Below are 19497 nucleotides of genomic sequence, written 5' to 3'. Positions count from 1 at the left end.
GCCATGCTGGCCGAGGCGCTCCGACTGCTCGAGCAGGCCGCCGAACCCGGCGTGGCCGACGGGATGTCGCGCTTCGGCATTGCCACGGCGGACCGCGTCATCGGGATCAGGGTCGGCACCGTCCGCGGCATCGCCAAGGCGCTGGGGCGCGACCAGGCGCTTGCCGAGCGGCTATGGGATGCCGGGGTGTACGAAGCGCGGCTGCTCGCCTGCTTCGTCGGCGAGCCCGGAGCGCTGAGCGCCACGGGAATGGACCGCTGGGCCGCCGGGTTCGACAATTGGGCAACCTGCGACACCGCCTGTTTCGACCTGTTCGACAAGAGCCCGCTCGCCTGGGACGCCGTCCCCCGCTGGGCGGAGGACGATCGCGAGTTCGTGCGCCGCGGCGCCTTCGCCCTGCTCGCCGGGCTGGCGCTGCATGCGAAGAAGCTGGGCGACGCGCCCTTCCTGGAAGCGCTGCCGCTGATCGAGGCGCATGCCGATGATCCGCGCAACTTCGTCAAGAAGGGCGTGAGCTGGGCGCTGCGGGGGATCGGCATGCGCAACCCCGCCCTCCACGCCGCCGCCAGCGAAATGGCCGAGCGGCTCGCCGCCTCGCCCCGGCCCGCCGCGCGCTGGATCGGGCGGGACGCGGCACGCGACCTGGCGCGGCCGGCGGCCAGGCGGAAGGCCGGCCTCACCTAGAGCATCAGCCACTGCCAGAGCAGCCGTCCGGGCACGAAGGCGAACATGCCCGGCAGCAGCAGCCCGGCCGAATAGAGCGTCCACATCAGCCGCTTGTGCTGGGCGATCCGGCCCATGCGGGCGGCGCGGATGGCGCGGAACAGGGCGAGGAAGACCAGGGCCACGAACAGATGGATCAGGCTGAACTGGCCATGGTTGATCGTGCGGATGAACACCGCCGAGCCCGCCGCCGTCAGCATCAGCCCCGCCCAGATCCGGCCGAGCAGCCGGTGCGTCGCATCGCCCTTGCGGGCCAGCAGCACCCATAGCCCGAGCGGGATCGCCGGCAGCACGGTGGCGAGATGGACGAGGATCGCCACCTGCTTCATCTCATAGGTCGGCGGCGTCAGCCCGAGCAGCACCCGGCCGACCGCGATCATGGTGGCGCCGGCCAGCGCGGCGGCAGCGACGAGCAGCACGCCCTTGGCGGCGCGCGGCAGATCGATCGCGGCTTCTTCCCGAACATTTGTGGCCATTGCCTGTCTCCCGACGCTATTGACCCGGGCAGATTGGCGACTGGCCGGCCACCCGCAATCGGGGCTACGTGGGCCGGCGAGATGCTTCGCCGACGGGTGGAGGCGCACAGGGCGCCGCCATTTGGCGAAGCGCGAACGGGACGGGAAAGGCACGGTTTGGGCGGCACGCGGCGGATCCTGATCGACTGCGCGATCCTCTTCGGCGTGGGGCTGGTGCTGGCGCTGGTCGGGCCGTTCGGCAGCTTCGCGGCGCCGTTCGGGCTGCGGCTGCTCTACTGGCTGGCGATGAGCTATGCTGGCTATTTCCTCTATTTCCCCGCCATGGCCGCGGCGACCGCGCTCGCCCCCCGGCTGGAGCTGCCCGAGCCCGCGCTCTGGGCCGCCGCCTGCCTGCTCGCCACCCTGCCGATGACGGCGGTCACCTGGCTCGCCAACTTCGTCTGGCACGCCCCGCGCTGGCCGACGATCGAAGAGGCACTCGCCCAGTATCGCAACGTGCTCGTGCTGGGCGCCCTAGTCTGCGCGCTCTTCTGGTTCGCCCGGCAGCGACACCGGCCCGAGACCGCGGCCGAGACGGGAGCCGACCCGGCCGCGGAGCCCGGCCCGGCGGCGCTGCCCCGGCTGGTCGACCGGCTGCCCCCGCACCTGCGCGCCCCGCCGATCGCGCTGGAGATGGAGGACCATTATGTCCGCGTCCATACCCCGCGGGGCTCCACCCTGTTGCTGATGCGCCTGCGCGACGCGGTCGCCGAGCTGGACGGCACTCCCGGCGCGCTGGTCCATCGCAGCTGGTGGGTGGCGCGCGGCGCCGTCCAGGGCGTGCGGCGCGAGGGGCGCAACCTCCGCCTCCAGCTCGCCGGCGGGATCGAGGCGCCGGTCGCCCGCGCCCAGGCACCGGCGCTCGAGGAACAGGGCTGGTTCTAGCGGACCGCCACCAGCTTCGCCTTCGACAGATGCCAGCTGCTGTCGGCGGGATTGTCGCTCACGCCCGCGACCACGCGGTGGAGCGTATAGCTGCCCCGGAAATGCTGGCGCCGGCCGTTCTTGAGCGTGGCACGGACATCGACCGGCACTTCGATCCAGCGCTGGCTCATCCCGGCATCGGCATTGCGCGGCGTGCCCGCCGCCACCCGGCTGTGCGCCGTCGCGGCAAAGCCCTGGCGGAAATCCGCATAGCTCTTGCCGCTCGCCCTGCCGCCATCGTCCCAGGCCGCATAGGCGGCGCGGAAATCGCCGCGCTCGATCGCGGCATAGTAATTCTCCACCGTGCGGCGCGCGGCGGCGGTGGAACCGGCATCCTGGGCGTGCGCCGCCACCGGAGCGGCGAGCGCGGCGAGCGCGGCGAGCGCAAGGGCAGGGGCAGGGGCAATCCGCATGGGCTTCTCTCCTTCTAGCGCGCGATCAGCGCCGCATCGCGCAGGCCGCGCCACACCCGTAACGCTTGAACCGTCTCGACGACGTCATGCACCCGGATCAATTGCGCGCCCGCCTCGGCGCCCTTCAGCGCGAGCGCCAGGCTGCCGCCGAGCCGCTGGTCGGCCGGCGCCTCGTTCGCCAGCGCGCCGATCATCCGCTTGCGGCTGGCCCCCAGGACGATGGCGCAGCCCAGGCCGTGGAACAGCGCAAGCCCGTTGATCAGCGCGAGATTGTCCTGGAGCGACTTGCCGAAGCCGATGCCCGGATCGACCAGGATCCGCGCGCGATCCACGCCCGCGGCGGCAACTTCCTCGACCCGCCGCTCCAGCCAGTCGTACACGTCGAGCAGCACGTCGCCATAGCCCTCGCCGCCATGCGGCCCCTTTTGCGGCTCGGGCGAGTGCATCAGCACCACCGGGCAGCCGGCCGCCGCCACCACGTCGAGCGCGCCGGGATCGTAGAGCAGGGCGGCGACGTCGTTGACGAGATGCGCGCCCGCCTGGAGCGCGGCCGCCATCACCGCCGCCCGGCGCGTATCGACCGAGATCGCCGCGCCGCCGCGCGCGAGCCGGCGGATCACGGGCACGACGCGCTCGATCTCCTCGCCTTCCCACACCTCCGCCGCGCCGGGCCGCGTCGATTCGCCGCCAATGTCGAGGATCGCCGCACCGGCCGCCGCCATGTCGACGCCCGCGCTCGCGGCGGCATCGACGTCCTGCATGTGCGCGCCGGCATCGGAGAAGCTGTCCGGCGTGCGGTTGAGGATCGCCATCACCTGGGGCTGGTCGAGCCGCACCACCCGCTCGCCGAGCGTCAAGGGCGCGCGCGGCGCGGCGATGCGCCGGAGGATCGCGGCGATGCGCGGATCCTCGGGAAGGTCGGCGACGGAGACGGTGCGCTGGAGGACGCGGCTGCCCTTCTCGCGGGCGATCAGCTCGAAGGCCGAGCACCAGCTCAGGCCACCGGCGAGGCGGACGAGCTCGCCGTCGCGGTTCACCGGCGTGTCGGCAAGCTGCACGGGGCGCAGATAGAGCCGGGCGGAGGGAGGCAGATCGAGGATCATGGGGCGCGGAAAGTCACAAGAGTCGCGACATCTGCGCACGCGGCTGTCCCGGCGCTTGCGCGAGATGCAAGAGCGCGCCCGATGCGGCGGGGCATTGCGGAGGAAGGGAGTTGGCTGGCCATGGACCAACCGTCCCAGACGATATCCTATTTTGGAAGGGGCAAAGCGCGGCCGCTACCCGCTCGCCACCCTGAACTTGCCTGGCGATTGCCCGCAAAGGACGGGTACGCCCTGTTCCGTCATCCCCGCGAAGGCGGGGATCCAGGGCCGAGCACGACACAAGCGCTAGGAGATCCCGGCACTTTCGGAAAGCGTTCGCGCGGTGACGCCGATATCCCGCGACTACCCTTGATCCCCGCCTTCGCGGGGATGACGGCTATGGGAACGCCGTGCCTCAAGGGGACAATCGCCAACTTGTTTCAGGGTCCCCCCACGGGGCGATGCCGTCGCTTGTTGCGCGCCGCATGCCAAACCCCGGATCCGGTCCGGGGTTCGGCAGGAGGGCCTGGGGAGGAGCGCTGCCTCCTCCTTTCCAATTACGGCTGGGTCGCCAGCAGATAGGTCTGGCGCAGCGCGTCGATCGGCTTGAGGCCGTCGGCGGCCTCATAGTTCCAGAAGGTCCAGCCATTGCACGACGGCGCGTTCTGCAGCGTCGCGCCGAGCTTGTGGATCGAGCCGCTCTGGCCGTCGCAGCTCAGCGACCCATCGGCGCCGACCACCGCCCGCCAGCGGCGCTTGCCGTCGGTGAGCACGGTGCCGGGCGCGAGATAGCGGTTCTCGACCAGCTGGCCAAAGGCGACGCGCGGCTGGCTCTTGGGCGCCTGCATCGTCTTCAGCGCCGATTCGTCGAGCGGCAGCGCCGCCTCGATGCGCTCCTGCGCCGCCTCGACATAGGCGCTCTCGCGCTCGATGCCGATCCAGCGCCGGCCGAGCCGCTTGGCGACCGCGCCGGTGGTGCCGGTGCCGAAAAAGGGATCGAGCACCACGTCGCCCGGCTTGGTGCTGGCAAGCATGATCCGGTAGAGCAGCGCCTCGGGCTTCTGGGTCGGGTGGACCTTGGTGCCGCCCTTCTTCAGTCGCTCCTGGCCGCCGCAGATCGGGAATTCCCAGTCCGAGCGCATCTGGATCTCGTCGTTGAGCGTCTTCATCGAGCGATAGTTGAAGGTGTATTTCGCCTTCTCGCCGGTGCTCGCCCAGATCAGCGTCTCGTGCGCGTTGGTAAAGCGCGTGCCCTTGAAATTGGGCATCGGGTTGGCCTTGCGCCAGATGATGTCGTTGAGGATCCAGAAGCCCAGGTCCTGGATCGCCGAGCCCACCTTGAAGATGTTGTGATAGCTGCCGATCACCCAGATCGTGCCGTCGTCCTTCAGGATGCGGCGCGCCTCGGCCAGCCATTCGCGGGTGAACGCGTCATAGGCGGCGAGGCTGTCGAACTTGTCCCAGGAATCGGTGACCGCGTCGACATGGCTGCCATCGGGCCGGTTGAGGTCGCCGCCGAGCTGGAGATTGTAGGGCGGATCGGCGAAGATGCAGTCGATCGACTTGGCCGGCAGCGCGCGCATGGCCTCGATGCAGTCCTGCTGCAGGATCGTGTCATAGGGCAATACGTCGACCCAGCTACGCGCCGTTGCCGGCTTGAGTCTGCCCTTTTCGAGAACCCCCATTAACCTCTTTCCCCTTGTTGGAGAGGCGGTTTCTGTCGCGGAACGACCATCCGTCAAGCACAGATTGGTTAACGAAAAAACCTGCGATTCCGTTAACTTGTGGAACGGTTCGGAAACTTATCCACATGCTGAGTCGGGAAGTTATCCACAGCCACTAGATATGGGGTGTGGCGGAAAAGACTCAATCTGCCGCCACCCGGCGCTTTTCATCGTCATCCCCGCGAAGGCGGGGATCCGGGGTAACTTCGCGTGTCGCTTGGGCTCTGGATCCCCGCCTTCGCGGGGATGACGGAGAATCATGTGGCCCGGCTATTCCCCCGCCCGGCTCCCGAAATCGAAATGCGCCTGCGCGACCGGCGCGAAGCTCCTGCGGTGGTGCGGCGTGGGTCCGAGCGACCGCAGCGCTTCCTGATGGACCTTCGCGGCATAGCCCTTGTTGCTCGCCCAGCCATAGCCGGGATGGAGCGCGTCCAGCTCGATCATCATCGCGTCGCGCCGGTGCTTGGCGACGATCGAGGCGGCGGCGATCGACACGCAAAGCGCGTCGCCGCCCACGACGGCATGGCTCCGATGCGTCCAGTCGGGGCAGCGATTGCCGTCGACCAGCACGAAGGCCGGGGCCGGCCCGAGCGCCTCGACCGCGCGGGTCATCGCCAGCATCGTCGCCCAGAAGATGTTGAGGCTGTCGATCTCCTCGACCGTGGCGATGCCCAGGCCCACCCGGGCGCAGGCGAGGATCTCGGCGCAGAGCCGCTCGCGCTTGCCGGCCGTCAATGCCTTGGAATCGTCGATGCCCTCGGGGATGCATCCGGGATCCAGCACCACGGCGGCGGCGACCACCGGGCCGGCGAGCGGGCCGCGACCGGCCTCGTCCACCCCCGCGACCGGGCCGCCGTGCAGCTTGCCGTATTTCCGCTCGAACTTCAGGTCAGGTCCGGAATTCCTAGGCATCGCCGACTCGCCATGGCGGATAGCGGCGCATCTCGCCGGCCTGGTAGAGGCGCACCGAATTGCCCGCCGGGTCGCGCAGCCGCGCCTCGCGCCAGCCCCAGGTCTCGTCCTTGGGCTCCTGCTCGAACGCGATGCCCTGCTGCTGGAGATAAGCGACGGTGACGTCGAGGTCGCCGCATTCGAAATAGACGACCGGCGCGGTATATCCCGGATCGGTGGCGATGCTGAACGTCGCGCCGCCCTCGGTCTCGAACCGGGCATAGCGGGGGCTGGCGCGGACGACCTGGGTGAGGCCGAGCAGCCGGTAGAAGCGCTCGCTGGCGGCGAGATCGGTGGCGGGGACGGTCACCTGGTTCAGCATCGGCTCGAAGAAGCTCAGATTGAGGTCGAGCCGCACCGCCTGATGCCCCATCGGGCCATGGCCGCGGCCCAGCCCCGGCGCCTCGCGCATCGCGATGCGCACGAAGCGGCGGGCGCGGCGGACGGCCTCGGGCAGGTCCCATTCCTCGGCCAGCCCGCAGGCGATGGCGGTGGATAGGGTGCAGCCCGTGCCATGGGTATTGTCGGTCTCGATGCGCGGATTGCTCCACTCGATCTCGGGCGGATCCTCGGGATCGGCGGAATAGAGCCGGTCGGTGATGATCGGGCCCTCGACATGGCCGCCCTTGACCAGCACCGCGCAGCGATGCGCCGCGACCAGCGCGCGGGCGTCGCCGCCCAGCGCCGCGAGCTCCGGGATATTGGGAGTGACGACGCTGGCACGGTCCATCAGCCGCTCGAACGCCGCTATCGTCGCGTCGTCGGCAAGCGTGGCGCCGCTGGTCGCGACCATGACGGGATCGAACACCACCGGCACGCCGGGCAGCTCGGCGAGCTTCTCGGCCAGCGCCAGCGCGGTGCGCGCCGAGCCGATCATGCCGATCTTGATCGCGTCGACGCCGATATCGGTGACGCAGGCGTCGATCTGGGCGAGCACCATCTCGGTGGGGACCGGGTGGACGCCGGTGATGCCCAGGGTGTTCTGCGCGGTGATCGCGGTGATCGCGGTCATCGCATGGCCGCCGAGCATGGTGACGGTCTTGATGTCGGCCTGGATGCCGGCGCCGCCGCCGGAGTCCGACCCGGCGATGATCAGGATGCGAGGCGTCATGGTCTTCAGCCCTTGAACCGGTGCTCCGTGCTGCCCGGGTTGTTCGCCAGTGCCATACCCACGCGCGCCGGCCGATCCAACAGCTCGCCGCCGCAATTCGGGCAGCGTTCGTCGAGCGCATCGGCGCAGGCGGCGCAGAAGGTGCACTCGAACGAGCAGATGAAGGCACCGCCCTCGTCGGCGGGAAGATCGGCGCCGCAGCGCTCGCAATCGGGGCGCATCTCAAGCATCGGCACGGCTCCGCATATGGTCATGGACGAACCAGGGGTCAGCGGCGATCGCCGGCGCGCCCACCAACTCCACCGGCAGCGCCGATTTCAGCCGCGGGCTCATGCCGCCGCCGCGCGCACGACGTCGCAGATCCGGTCGACCACCGCCTCGACCTGGGCCTTGTCGTCGCCCTCGGCCATCACGCGGATCACCGGCTCGGTGCCTGAGGCGCGGATGACGAGGCGGCCCTTGCCGTCGAGCTCGGTCTCGGCCGCGGCGATCGCATCCCGAACGCGCGGATCCTCGAGCGGCTTGCCGCCCTTGAAGCGGACATTCTTGAGCAGCTGGGGCAGCGGATCGAAGCGGTGGAGCACCTCGCTGGCCGGCGCGCCGGCGCGGACCAGCTCGGCGAGCACCTGGAGCGAGGCGACCAGGCCGTCGCCGGTGGTGGCATAGTCGGACAGGATGATGTGGCCCGACTGCTCGCCACCGACATTGTAGCCGGAGCCGCGCATCTTCTCGAGCACATAGCGGTCGCCCACCTTGGTGCGGATCAGGCCGAGGCCCTGCGCCGCGAGATGGCGCTCGAGCCCGAGGTTCGACATCACGGTGGCGACGAGGCCGCCGCCCGCGAGCCGGCCCTGGCGTGCCCAGCCGCCGGCGATCGTCGCCATCAGCTGGTCGCCGTCGACCACCTTGCCATGCTCGTCGACCACGATCAGCCGGTCGGCGTCGCCGTCGAGCGCGATGCCGATATGCGCGCCCGAACCGACCACCGTCTCGCACAGCGTATCGGGCGCAGTCGAGCCGACGCCGTCGTTGATGTTCTTGCCGTTGGGCGTGACGCCGATCGCGATCACATCGGCCCCCAGCTCCCACAAGGCCGAGGGCGCGACCTGATAGGCGGCGCCATTGGCGCAATCGACGACGATCCTGAGCCCGTCGAGCGTGAGCTCGGACGGGAAGGTCGACTTGGCGAAGTGGATATAGCGGCCGCGGGCGTCCTCGACCCGGCGGGCCCGGCCGATATCGGCCGAGGCGGCGAGCGGCACCTCGCCGTCGATCAGCGCCTCGATCGCCAGCTCGTCGGCGTCGGACAGCTTGTAGCCGTCGGGCCCGAACAGCTTGATGCCGTTATCGGCATAGGGATTGTGGCTGGCGGAGATCATCACGCCCATGTCGGCGCGCATCGAATGGGTGAGCATCGCCACCGCCGGCGTCGGCATCGGCCCGACCAGCACCACGTCCATGCCCACCGAAGTGAAGCCGGCGACCAGCGCGTTCTCGAGCATATAGCCCGAGAGCCGCGTGTCCTTGCCGATCACCACCCGGTGCCGGTGATCGCCGCGCCGGAAATGCGCGCCGGCCGCCATGCCGACCTTCATCGCCATCGCCGCCGTCATCGGCGACAGGTTCGTCGCGCCCCGGATTCCGTCGGTACCGAAATATTTTCTTGCCATGTGCCGTTTTCTCGCGACCTTGCGGGCCCTCAACCGCCACCGGATTAGCGCGGAATTTCTCAAAGGGCGAGCATGTCGCAACCAACCCGTATCCTGTTGTCCCTGATCGCGGGACTGATTCTCGGCGCCGTGCTCGCCGCCTGGGCGCCCGCCGCGGCGCTGACCGCCGCCGAATTCGCCCAGCCGATCGGCCAGGCCTGGCTCAACGGCCTGCAGATGACGATCGTGCCGCTGGTCGTCGCGCTGCTGATCACCGGCGTCGCCGCCACCGCCGAGGCCGCGCAGGCCGGCCGCCTGGCGGGCCGCGCGATCGCGCTCTACGTGATCGTGCTGTTCCTCTCGGCCACGGCCGCGGCGATCCTCACCCCGCTGTTCCTCCACTTCGCGCCGCTGCCGCATGAATCGGCCCAGGCGCTGCGCGGCGCGCTGGCCGGCGCCGAGAAGATCGGGCCGGTCCCGCCGATCGGCGAGTTCCTGGCCGCGATCGTGCCCGCCAACATCGTCAAGGCGGCGGCGGAGAACGCCTTCCTCTCGCTGATCATCTTCTCGCTGATCTTCGCCTTCGCGATGACCCGGGTGGGCGGCGAGGTCCAGACGCTGCTGACCAACTTCTTCAAGGCGCTGCGCGACGTGATGCTGGTGGTGATCGACTGGGTGCTGTGGGTGGGGCCGCTCGGCGTGTTCGCCCTTGCCCTGGTCGTCGGCGCCAAGGCCGGCACCGGCGCGTTCGGCGCGCTGATCCACTATATCCTCACCGTCGCCGGCGTCGGCCTGGCGGTGACGATCTTCGCCTATCCCGTGGCGGTGTTCGGCGGGCGCGTCCGCCTCGGCCGCTATGTCCGCGCCGCGCTGCCGAGCCAGGCGGTGGCGCTCAGCACCCAGTCCTCGCTCGCCACCCTGCCGGTGATGATCGAGGGCTCGGGCAAGCTCGGCGTGCCGGTGGCCGTGTCGGGCGTGACCCTGCCGCTGGCGGTGGCGATCTTCCGGGCGACCGGCCCGGCGATGAACTTCGCCGTCGCCATCTATGTCGCCGAATGGTTCGGCGTGCCGCTGAGCCCGGCGACGCTGGCGGTGGGCGTGGTGGTGGCGACGCTGACCTCGCTCGGCTCGGTGAGCCTGCCCGGCACGGTGAGCTATGTCAGCGCGATCGCCCCGGTCGCCGCGACGATCGGCGCGCCGGTGAGCCCATTGGGCCTGCTCGTCGCGGTCGAGACCATCCCCGACATCATGCGCACCGTCGGCAACGTCACCTGGGACATCGCCGCGACCAGCTGGCTGTCGCGCCGCGCCGGCAAGGTGCCGCTGGACGAGGCGGACGCGATCCTCGCCCATGATACGTGAGCGCGCATAGGGCCGGAGCGTGGCTGGCCCTGCTCGTCGCCTCGGCGGCGGGCACCGCCCTCCTCGAATGGATCGGGCTGTCGGCCGGGCTGCTGCTCGGCCCGATGCTCGCCGCGATCCTCTTCTCGGCGCGCGGCGCGCGGCTGAGCCTGCCCAGGCCGCTGTTCGTCGGCGCCCAGGCGGTGATCGGCTGCCTTATCGCCGGCACGCTCGACATCGGCGCCTTCTCGCGCGTGGCGACGCAGTGGCCGCTGTTCGTGGGAGTAACCGCCGCGACTCTGGGCGCGAGCAGCCTGCTCGGCTATCTGCTCAGCCGCTGGCGGGTGCTGCCCGGCAGCACGGCGATCTGGGGATCGATGCCCGGCGCGGCTTCCGCCATGGTGGTGATGGCCGACGCATTCGGCGCCGACGCCCGGCTGGTGGCGTTCATGACCTATACCCGCGTCGTCTGCGTCGCGGCGGTCGCCTCGATCCTCGCCGCGACGCTTGGCGCGCACCGGGGCGGCGACTGGCTGGCGACGATGCTCGCACCCGCCCCGCTGCTCCCTTCGCTCGCCACGCTGGCGGTGGCAGGGATCGGCGCGTTCGCCGGGCTTCGCCTGCGCATTCCCGCCGGCGCGCTGCTGGTGCCGATGGCGGCGGGGATCGCCCTCCATGCGCTCGACATCCTGCGGATGACCCTGCCCGAGCCGGTGCTGGCGGCGAGCTATGCGCTGGTCGGCTGGCGGATCGGCCTGGCCTTCACCCGCGAGACGCTGGCGGTCGCCGGCCGGGCGCTGCCGCGGGTGCTGCTCGCCACCTTCGCGCTGATCGGCTTCTCCGCCGCGCTCTCGCTGCTGCTGTCGAAGCTCACCGGCATCGATCCGGTGAGCGCCTATCTGGCGGTGAGCCCGGGCGGGCTCGATTCGGTGGCGATCATCGCCACCTCGGTGCCGGTGGACCAGCCCTTCGTGATGGCGATGCAGGCGCTGCGGTTCCTCGCGGTGCTGGCGCTGGGGCCGATGCTGGCAAGGGCGGCGGCGACACGATTTGCCGGGCGCATCGCGGCATGACGGGCTGAGCCGAGGACATATCCATCATGCCCGTCCTGCCGCTCCTGCTGCTGGTCACGACCACGCCATTGCCCCAGGCCATCGAGCTGCGCGGCGCGACGATCCGCGAATGGGGCGCGACGCCCGCCTTCGGCTCCGGCGTGATCCGGACGGTGCGCAAGCTGCTAGTCGTTACTGCGAACGGCGTGACGCTGACACTCTACCGCACCCATTTCTCCGCAAGCGATGAAACGCCGGCACCCGGAAGCCGCTGCGACATCATCTACAGGCATCAGGCGGAGGTCAGCGCGCTTTCCGATCATTTCATCAGCACCAGCTCTTCCGACATGGTCGGGTGCAGCGCCACCGTCTGGTCGAACGCGTCCTTCGTCAGCCCCGCCTTCACCGCCACCGCCGCGGCCTGGAGGATCTCCGGCGCGTCGGGGCCGATCATGTGGAGGCCGACCACGCGGCCGGTCGTCCCTTCGCAGATCATCTTGTAGAGCGCGCGCTCGTTGCGATCGGCGAGCACGTTCTTCATCGCGCGAAAATCGGACTGGTAGACCGCGATCGAACCCAGCTTGTTGCGCGCCTCGCTCTCGGTCATGCCGACGCCGGCCATCGGCGGGTGGCTGAACACGGCGCTGGGGATGCAGCCATAATCGACCTGGTGCGGCTTGTTGCCGAAGATCGTGTCGGCGAACGCCTGCCCCTCGCGGATCGCCACGGGCGTGAGCTGCACCCGGTTGGTCACGTCGCCCACGGCATAGATCGAATCGACCGACGACTTGTTGTCCGCATCGACCTTCACCGCGCCCTTTTCGTCGAGCTCGACGCCGACATCCGCCAGGCCCAGCCCCTCGGTATTGGGCACGCGGCCGGTCGCGAACAGCACGCAATCGACTTCGATCGGCTCATGCTTGGTCAGCGTGACCTTGAGCGCGCCGCTCTCGAGCTTCTCGATCGACTTGAACTCGGTGTGGAAGCGGAAATCGATGCCCTTCATCAGCGAGATCTGGAGCAGCCGGTCGCGCATCGAATGGTCATAGCCGCGCAGGATCACGTCGGTGCGGTTGACCAGCGTGACATGGCTGCCGAACTCGTTGAAGATGCCGGCGAACTCGTTGGCGATATAGCCGCCGCCCGCGATCAGCACGCGCCTGGGCAGCTTCTCCAGGTGGAACACTTCGTTCGACGTGATGCCGAGGTCGCTGCCCGGGAAATCGGGCACGTGCGGGTGCGCGCCGGTGGCGATGAGGATATATTTCGCGGTGATCCTGCGGCCGCTCGCCAGCGTGACTTCGTGCGGGCCGGTGGCGGTGGCGCGCTCGAGAAAGGTCTCGACCTGGTTGTTGTGCAGCGTCTGGGTGTAGAGGCCGTTGAGCCGGTCGACATCCGCCAGCACATTGTCGCGCAGCACCGCCCAGTCGAAATCACATTCGGGCACGTTCCAGCCGAAGCGGCGCGCGTCCTTCAGATCCTCGGCGAAATGCGCGCCATAGACGAGCAGCTTCTTGGGCACGCAGCCGCGGATCACGCAGGTGCCGCCGATGCGATATTCCTCGGCCACCGCGACCCTGGCGCCATGGGCGGCCGAGACGCGCGAGGCGCGGACGCCGCCGGAGCCGGCACCGATGACGAAAAGGTCATAGTCATATTCGGCCACCGGCAATCCTCCGCTCGTTTCGAGGCCGGGAGATAGGGCGCATGCGCCCCGATGCCAATGTCAGCCCCGGCGCAGGTCGATCCGGCGCGAGAGGAAATGGAGGATCCAGGCGATCCCCACCGCCGCCAGCGCGACCGGGACGATAACGGCCGGCACGTCCTGCGGCGCCACGAAATGCTGTGCGCCGATGCCGAGCGCGGCGAGGCCCCAGACCCAGGCATGGAGCGCGATCCGCCATGGATTGCGGCGGCGGAAGCGCGCGGCCAGCTCGCGCGGGATCGGCACGCGCGTCGCCAGCTCGCCGCGGATGCGCTCGCGCAGGCGGCGCAGGTCGCGGCGGAAGCGGTAGAGCTGCCAGATCGGCCAGCCGTGCAGCAGCGCCCCGCCCGCCGCGCCGCCGATCACCAGGGTCGGGCCGATCGGCAGGCCCGCCGCCATGGCGATGGCGAGCAGGCCGGCGATGAACAGCCCGAACAGCCAGCCATGGACCTGGGCGGCGACATGCTCGTGCTCGACATAATGATCGATCCGCGCGAACGCCTCGGCCTGCCAGCCGGGGATCGCCACGGCGGGGGCGGGAAGCAGGTCTCCGGTACCGGGATCGAAGAGCGGGCCGAGCGGACTCGCCGGAAACCAGCGCTCGATCGCCGCCCGCTCGCTCTCCCGCACGATTCGCCTGCGATCCATCGGCTGCCCCCTTGCCGTGACGGGGCGAGTCTAGCGGGGGAGAGTTGCCGAATGCTTGACCGCCACCCCCCGCGAAAACAGGGGGTGACGGTGCGGGATTGGGGATGACGAGCGGGCGCTCAGCGCTTCCGCACGAACTCCGCCCGCAGCACCAGGCCCTTGATGCCGTCGAACTTGCAGTCGATCTCCTGGCTGTCGCCGGTGAGGCGGATCGACTTGATCAGCGTGCCGCGCTTCAGCGTCTGCCCGGCGCCCTTCACGGTCAGGTCCTTGATCAGCGTGACCTGGTCGCCGTCCCGGAGGAGGTTGCCGACCGAGTCGCGCACCTCGACCACATCCGCCGCGCCGGCCTTCGCCGCGGCTTCGGCGGCGGGGATCCATTCCCCGCTCGCCTCGTCATAGACATAGTCTTCGTCGCCGCTCATCCGAATGCCCGGGCGATCAGGTCGTTGGTCGAGGCGTCGAAGCTCTGGTCGCCCGCGCCCGCCGCCTTGGCCATTTCCTTGCCGAGCTCGACGCCGAACTGGTCGAACGCGTTGATGCCGAGCAGCACCGCGTTCACGAAGGTGCGCTGCTCGTAGAACGCCAGGATGGCGCCCAGCGTGCGCGGATCGACGCGATCGAGCAGCAGGGTAGCCGAGGGCCGGTCGCCCGGATAATCGCGCGCCAGATCGTCATTCTTGCGGCCGGCCATCAGCGCCGCGCCCTGGGCGAACATGTTGAGCAGCAGCTGGCGGTGGTGCTCCTCCGCCAGCCCGTCGCCCGGCTCGATCGAGCCGACGAACTCGAGCGGCACCAGGCGGGTGCCCTGGTGGAGCAGCTGGAACACCGCATGCTGGGCATCGGTGCCGACGCCGCCCCAGGTGATCGGCGCGGTCGGCCAGGCAACCGGCTGGCCCTCGGCGGTGACGCGCTTGCCGTTCGATTCCATCTCGAGCTGCTGGAGATAGCTGGGCAGCAGGCGGAGCCGCTCGTCATAGGCGAAGGTGGCGCGCGTCTCGCAGCCGCGGACCTGAGTGTAATAAAGGTCGGCGAAGGCGGCGAGGACGGGCGCGTTCGCCTCGAACGGGGCGAGGCGGAAATGGCGGTCCATCTCGGCGGCGCCTTCGAGCAGTTCCTCGAACGCGTCCCAGCCCAGCGCCAGCGCCGCGGGGAAGCCGATCGACGACCAGAGCGAATAGCGGCCGCCCACCGATTCGGCGAAGGGCAGCACGCGCGTCTCGTCGATGCCGAACGCGACTGCCCTTTCCGGCGCGGCGGTGAGCGCGACGAGCTTGCCATAGGGATCGGCGACGCCGCCCTGCATCAGCCAGGAGATCGCGCTCTCGGCATTGAGCATGGTCTCGGTGGTGGTGAAGGTCTTGGAGGCGATGGCGACCAGGGTGGTCTGCGGATCGAAGCGGTCGAGCGCGGTCTCCAGCGCGACGCCGTCGACATTGGAGACCACCGCGACTTCGTAGCGCCCGGCTTCGCGGCCGAGCGCGTCGACGAGCAGGTCCGGCCCCAGCGCCGAGCCGCCGATGCCGATATGGAGGATGCTGCGCACCGGGCCGAACGCCTCGGCCTCGATCGCGTCGATCAGCGCGCGCATGCGGGCATGATAGGCCTGGGCGCGGGCGACGCTGTCGGGCGAGCCCTCGCCGCGCTCGGCCGTGTGCTCGGCGGCGCGGCCTTCGGTGACGTTGATCTTCTCGCCGGCGAACAGCGCGTCGCGCTTGGCGACCAGGCCCATCTCCGCCGCGATCCGGGTGAAGGCAGCGACGAGCTCGGGCGTGAGGTGCGTCTTCGACCAGTCGAAATGAATGCCGGCGACATCGGCGGAGAGCGTGGCGACCCGGCGCGAATCGCGCGCGAACAGTTCGGCGAGCGTCGGGACTTCGAGCGACTTGACGGCGGACCAGTCGGGCAATGCCATGTTCATCTCCTTTGGGGACAAGTGCGCCCCTATCGTCCCGGGATCGCCACCGCCACTCCATTCATCGGCTTGACCTCATCGCGCGCCCCAAGCAGAGCAGGTACCCATGGAAAACACGCCCGCCGATTCCCTGAACGAGAAGCCCGCCACGCCCGCCGCGGCGGCCGCGGAGGAGAAGCCCAAGAACGAGTGGAAGGACCTTGGAGTCTTCCTCGTCAAGCTGGCGCTGATCGTCTTCGTGGTGCGCAGCTTCATCTTCTCGCCCTTCTCGATCCCTTCCGAATCGATGATGCCGCGGCTGCTGATCGGCGACTATCTGTTCATCACCAAGTGGAACTACGGCTATTCCAGGCACTCGCTGCCCTGGAGCCTGCCGCTGATCCCGGGCCGGATCTTCCCCGGCACGCCCGATCGCGGCGACGTGGTGGTGTTCAAGGCGCCGGGCCATGACGGCGAGGACTGGATCAAGCGCGTGATCGGCCTGCCGGGCGACAGCGTCCAGGTGGTGAACGGCCAGGTGGTGCTGAACGGCAAGGCCGTACCCAAGCAGAAGATCGCCGATCTCGAGCTGCCGATCACGCCCAACTTCACCAACTGCCCCACCTTGTTCCAGGCCGTGAGCGCCAAGGGCGATCCGGTGTGCAAGCTGCCGCGCTTCCGCGAGACGCTGCCGGGCGGCAGGACCTATGACGTGCTCGACCAGGGGCTGACGCCCCAGGACAATACCGAAGTGTTCCACGTGCCCGCCGGCCATGTCTTCCTGATGGGCGACAATCGCGACAACTCGACCGACAGCCGCTTCGCCCAGCCGCCCGAGGGCCAGGGCATCGCCTATGTCCCGCTCGAGAATCTCGAGGGCAAGGCCGTGCTGAGCTTCTGGTCGACCGACGGCAGCGCCAACTGGTTCCTGCCCTGGACCTGGTTCACCGCGGCGCGCTGGGGCCGGATCGGGGAAGGCTTTTGAGCGCTCCCGATCTGGGGGAGTGGATCGTCAGGACCTTCGGCCAGCGCCCCGCGGACCTGGCCCCGTATCAGCGCGCGCTGACCCATGGCAGCCAGGCGGCCGAGAATTACGAGCGGCTCGAATTCCTGGGTGACCGGGTGCTGGGCCTTGCCATCGCCGAATGGCTGTACGAGCGCTTCTCCGGCGAGCCCGAGGGCGCGCTGTCCCGCCGCCTCAACGCGCTGGTGACCGGCGCGATGTGCGCCGACGTGGCGCGCGAGGCCGGCGTGCCGCCGTTGCTCCGCCTGGGCAAGCAGGCGCGGGGCGACGGCGCGGCGGACAGCGACAATGTGCTGGGCGACGCGATGGAGGCACTGATCGGCGCGCTCTATCTCGAGTTCGGCTTCGCGCCGGCGCGCGACTTCGTCCGCAAGGCCTGGGCGAAGCATATCGACGCGCATGCCAGCGCCCCCCGGCACCCCAAATCGGCGCTGCAGGAATGGGCGGCCGCGAACAATCGCCGCCCGCCCGAATATGTGGTGACCGACCGCTCGGGTCCCAACCATGCGCCGCGCTTCACCGTGAAAGTGGCGATCGGCAGCTTCGCCGAGGCCGAGGCCCAGGGCACCAGCAAGCAGGATGCCGAGACCGCGGCGGCAGCGGCGCTCCTGGCGAAGCTGAAGCAGTGAGTTTTCTCACGCGAGGACGCGAAGGCACGCAGAAGGAAGGATTGTTCACGCGGAGACGCGGAGACGCGGAGACGGTTACGTGTCGCGTCAGCGACACGCTTCATCGCGACCGCGCAAGATGTCCTGCCGCTGACGCGGCATACGCCCAAGCCGCGAGCGATTTCTCCGCGCCTCCGCGTCTCCGCGTGAACTCTCTTCTTTCTCTTCGTCGCGCCGTTGCGTCGCCGCGCGAACAAATCATCGGAATCCAAGCATGACTGAACAACGCTGCGGCCTGATCGCGATCGTCGGCGCCCCCAATGCCGGCAAGTCGACGCTCGTCAACGCGCTGGTCGGCCAGAAGGTCGCGATCGTCAGCCCCAAGGCGCAGACCACGCGCACCCGCGTGATGGGCATCGCGATCGACGGCGACGCGCAGCTGATTCTGGTCGACACGCCCGGCATCTTCACGCCCGAGCGCCGGCTGGACCGCGCGATGGTCGCCGCGGCCTGGGAAGGCGCGGAGGGCGCGGACCTGGTCGCCCTGGTGGTCGACGGCAAGGGCGGGATCGGCCCCAAGGTGCACACCGTGATCGAGAGCCTGAAGGGCCGGCCCGAGCGCAAGATCCTGATCCTCAACAAGGTCGACCTGGCCGACAAGCCGCGGCTCCTCGGGCATGCGGCCAAGCTCAACGAGCTGCTGCCCTTCGACGAGACCTGGTTCGTCTCCGCCCAGACCGGCGACGGCGTGGCCGAGCTCAAGGCCGCACTCGCCGGGGCGATGCCCGAAGGGCCGTGGCACTTCCCCGAGGACCAGGTGAGCGACGCGACCGACCGCATGCTCGCCGCCGAAGTGACGCGCGAGCAGCTCTATCTCCAGCTCCACAAGGAACTGCCCTATTCGAGCGCGATCGAGACCGAGCAATATAAGGAGCGCGAGGACGGATCGGTCGAGATCCACCAGCAGATCCTGGTCGAGCGCGAGACGCAGCGCGCGATCGTGCTCGGCAAGGGCGGTGCCCGCATCAAGGAAATCGGTGCCCGCGCCCGCGCCGAACTCTCCCGTCTCATGGGCGTAAAGGTCCATCTCTATCTTCACGTCAAAGTAAGGCCCGAATGGCAGGAAGACCGTTCGCTTTACCGTGAGATAGGGTTGGACTGGGTCGAGTGACGCACAAGCTCAAGGTTGCCATCGTACAGGATTCGCCGGTTCCGCTCGCAATCGGGGCGGGCCTGGACAAGGCCGTGGCCAAGGCGCGCGAGGCGATCGAGAAGGGCGCGCGCGTCGTCGCCTTCGGCGAAGGCTTTCTGGGCGGCTATCCGGCCTGGCTCGAGCATGTCGCCCCGGCGCGGCTATGGGACCATCCGGGCACGCGCGAGCTGCACGCGCTGCTGCTCGACCAGGCGATAAGCGGCGAGGACCCGCGCTTCCAGCCGCTGCAATGGACGGTGGACATCGCCGATGTCGCCGTCTCCATCGGCGGCTATGAACGCGTGCGCCAGAGCCTTTACGCCACCCAGTTCCTGTTCCGGCCCAAGGCGCCGGTGCTGCGCCACCGCAAGCTGATCCTCTCCCCCGCCGAGAAGCTGATGCTGGGCCAGGGCGACGGATCGACCTTGGGGCTGCACGCCGCGCCCTGGGGCAGGATCGGCCAGCTCGCCTCGACCGAGCATTGGATGCCGCTCGCCCGCGCGGCGATGCATCACGAAGGCGAGACGGTGCACGTCGCCGCCTGGCCTTCGCTCACCGACATCGCGATGCTCGCCTCGGCGCATTATGCCTATGAGGGGCGCGCCTTCGTGCTCGCGGCGGGGACGGTGCAGCACAGGCAGGAGCTCATCGCCGGCTATGAGAAGGCCGGCGGCGACGGCTCGGCGCGCAAGCTGCTCGACCGGCTGCCCGAGGGCCAGATCCAGCATGGCCACAGCGCGATCCTGGCACCCGACGGTGCCGTGATCGCCCAGGCCGGCACGGCGCCCGAGCTGCTGATGGCGGAGATCGACCTCGACGAAGTCGGCCGCGGCCTCGCCACGATGGACGTGGACGGCGCCCAGGCGCGGCACGACGTGTTCGAGCTCTCGGTCGATCGGCGGGCGCGGGCCGGGATCGTCGAGAAAGCGGCCTGAGGCGCG

20 protein-coding genes are annotated in these 19497 nt (G+C 69.5%); 8 read left to right on the top strand and 12 right to left on the bottom strand.

All coding sequences use genetic code 11. The features are described from left to right. Nucleotides 1-3 precede the first annotated feature (3 nt). A complete protein-coding gene (locus OMP43_RS17315; protein ID WP_280280778.1) occupies nt 4-684 on the top strand; it encodes a DNA alkylation repair protein in 681 nt (226 codons plus the stop codon). On the opposite strand, the gene OMP43_RS17310 is transcribed toward OMP43_RS17315, so the two are convergent. Next, nucleotides 681-1199 (bottom strand): DUF2306 domain-containing protein, encoded by a 519-nt coding sequence (locus tag OMP43_RS17310; RefSeq protein WP_280280777.1) that lies wholly within the window; start codon nt 1197-1199, stop codon nt 681-683. The two genes, OMP43_RS17315 and OMP43_RS17310, sit on opposite strands and share 4 nt — an antisense overlap. 156 nt (nt 1200-1355) lie before the next feature. On the opposite strand from OMP43_RS17310, the gene OMP43_RS17305 reads away from it, so the two are divergent. After that, entirely contained in the window at nt 1356-2123 is a 768-nt protein-coding gene (locus tag OMP43_RS17305) for a LytTR family DNA-binding domain-containing protein (protein WP_280280776.1), read from the top strand. On the opposite strand, the gene OMP43_RS17300 is transcribed toward OMP43_RS17305, so the two are convergent. The 7 genes from OMP43_RS17300 to glmM all read right to left on the bottom strand — a co-directional run bounded on the left by OMP43_RS17300 (nt 2120) and on the right by glmM (nt 9113). Continuing rightward, a complete protein-coding gene (locus OMP43_RS17300) occupies nt 2120-2575 on the bottom strand; it encodes a hypothetical protein (RefSeq protein ID WP_280280775.1) in 456 nt (151 codons plus the stop codon). The genes OMP43_RS17305 and OMP43_RS17300 overlap by 4 nt on opposite strands. 14 nt (nt 2576-2589) lie before the next feature. Beyond that, nucleotides 2590-3678 carry a dihydropteroate synthase gene (folP, locus tag OMP43_RS17295; RefSeq protein WP_280280774.1) on the bottom strand — a complete coding sequence of 363 codons (1089 nt, stop codon included), beginning with the start codon at nt 3676-3678 and terminating at the stop codon, nt 2590-2592. 536 nt (nt 3679-4214) lie between these two features. After that, entirely contained in the window at nt 4215-5342 is a 1128-nt protein-coding gene (locus tag OMP43_RS17290) for a site-specific DNA-methyltransferase (RefSeq protein WP_280280773.1), read from the bottom strand. Nucleotides 5343-5651: 309 nt separating this feature from the next. Further along, nucleotides 5652-6293 (bottom strand): ribonuclease HII, encoded by a 642-nt coding sequence (locus OMP43_RS17285; RefSeq protein ID WP_280280772.1) that lies wholly within the window; start codon nt 6291-6293, stop codon nt 5652-5654. Then, the gene (thiD, locus tag OMP43_RS17280; protein WP_280280771.1) at nt 6286-7443 is read right to left on the bottom strand and encodes a bifunctional hydroxymethylpyrimidine kinase/phosphomethylpyrimidine kinase; all 1158 of its coding nucleotides are present in this window, start codon (nt 7441-7443) and stop codon (nt 6286-6288) included. Before thiD ends, OMP43_RS17285 begins: the two co-directional genes overlap by 8 nt. Before the next feature lie 5 nt (nt 7444-7448). Further along, nucleotides 7449-7673 carry a DUF1272 domain-containing protein gene (locus OMP43_RS17275; RefSeq protein ID WP_280280770.1) on the bottom strand — a complete coding sequence of 75 codons (225 nt, stop codon included), beginning with the start codon at nt 7671-7673 and terminating at the stop codon, nt 7449-7451. 99 nt (nt 7674-7772) lie between these two features. Next, the gene (gene glmM, locus OMP43_RS17270; protein ID WP_280280768.1) at nt 7773-9113 is read right to left on the bottom strand and encodes a phosphoglucosamine mutase; all 1341 of its coding nucleotides are present in this window, start codon (nt 9111-9113) and stop codon (nt 7773-7775) included. A 72-nt stretch (nt 9114-9185) separates the two neighbouring features. Between glmM and OMP43_RS17265 the strand changes: the two genes are divergently transcribed. Then, complete coding sequence (locus OMP43_RS17265) at nt 9186-10454, top strand: dicarboxylate/amino acid:cation symporter (protein ID WP_280280767.1); 1269 nt, start codon at nt 9186-9188, stop codon at nt 10452-10454. Continuing rightward, nucleotides 10451-11506 carry an AbrB family transcriptional regulator gene (locus OMP43_RS17260; RefSeq protein ID WP_280280766.1) on the top strand — a complete coding sequence of 352 codons (1056 nt, stop codon included), beginning with the start codon at nt 10451-10453 and terminating at the stop codon, nt 11504-11506. The genes OMP43_RS17265 and OMP43_RS17260 overlap by 4 nt, the downstream gene beginning before the upstream one ends. Nucleotides 11507-11804: 298 nt before the next feature. Here the strand turns inward: OMP43_RS17260 and gorA are convergent, their stop codons facing one another. From gorA to pgi, 4 genes are all read right to left on the bottom strand, one after another. Beyond that, nucleotides 11805-13151 carry a glutathione-disulfide reductase gene (gene gorA, locus OMP43_RS17255; protein ID WP_280280765.1) on the bottom strand — a complete coding sequence of 449 codons (1347 nt, stop codon included), beginning with the start codon at nt 13149-13151 and terminating at the stop codon, nt 11805-11807. 60 nt (nt 13152-13211) lie between these two features. After that, the gene (locus OMP43_RS17250; protein WP_280280764.1) at nt 13212-13838 is read right to left on the bottom strand and encodes a hypothetical protein; all 627 of its coding nucleotides are present in this window, start codon (nt 13836-13838) and stop codon (nt 13212-13214) included. Between the two features lie 119 nt (nt 13839-13957). Then, on the bottom strand, nt 13958-14263 hold the full coding sequence (locus OMP43_RS17245) for an alkylphosphonate utilization protein (protein WP_280280763.1): 306 nt from the start codon (nt 14261-14263) through the stop codon (nt 13958-13960). Next, nucleotides 14260-15753 (bottom strand): glucose-6-phosphate isomerase, encoded by a 1494-nt coding sequence (gene pgi / locus OMP43_RS17240; RefSeq protein ID WP_280280762.1) that lies wholly within the window; start codon nt 15751-15753, stop codon nt 14260-14262. Before pgi ends, OMP43_RS17245 begins: the two co-directional genes overlap by 4 nt. A gap of 106 nt (nt 15754-15859) precedes the next feature. On the opposite strand from pgi, the gene lepB reads away from it, so the two are divergent. The 4 genes from lepB to OMP43_RS17220 all read left to right on the top strand — a co-directional run bounded on the left by lepB (nt 15860) and on the right by OMP43_RS17220 (nt 19491). After that, a complete protein-coding gene (lepB, locus tag OMP43_RS17235; RefSeq protein ID WP_280280760.1) occupies nt 15860-16717 on the top strand; it encodes a signal peptidase I in 858 nt (285 codons plus the stop codon). Next, nucleotides 16714-17385, top strand: a complete 672-nt coding sequence (gene rnc / locus OMP43_RS17230) for a ribonuclease III (RefSeq protein ID WP_280280759.1) — start codon at nt 16714-16716, stop codon at nt 17383-17385. The genes lepB and rnc overlap by 4 nt, the downstream gene beginning before the upstream one ends. A 253-nt stretch (nt 17386-17638) precedes the next feature. Further along, on the top strand, nt 17639-18535 hold the full coding sequence (gene era, locus OMP43_RS17225) for a GTPase Era (RefSeq protein WP_280280758.1): 897 nt from the start codon (nt 17639-17641) through the stop codon (nt 18533-18535). Continuing rightward, nucleotides 18532-19491, top strand: coding sequence for a nitrilase-related carbon-nitrogen hydrolase (locus OMP43_RS17220; protein WP_280280757.1), 960 nt, complete (start codon nt 18532-18534; stop codon nt 19489-19491). The genes era and OMP43_RS17220 overlap by 4 nt, the downstream gene beginning before the upstream one ends. Nucleotides 19492-19497 lie beyond the last annotated feature (6 nt).

The organism is Sphingomonas sp. CBMAI 2297 (genome assembly GCF_029870595.1).
Lineage (GTDB): Bacteria > Pseudomonadota > Alphaproteobacteria > Sphingomonadales > Sphingomonadaceae > Sphingomonas.
This window is presented reverse-complemented; position numbering and strand designations above follow the sequence as displayed.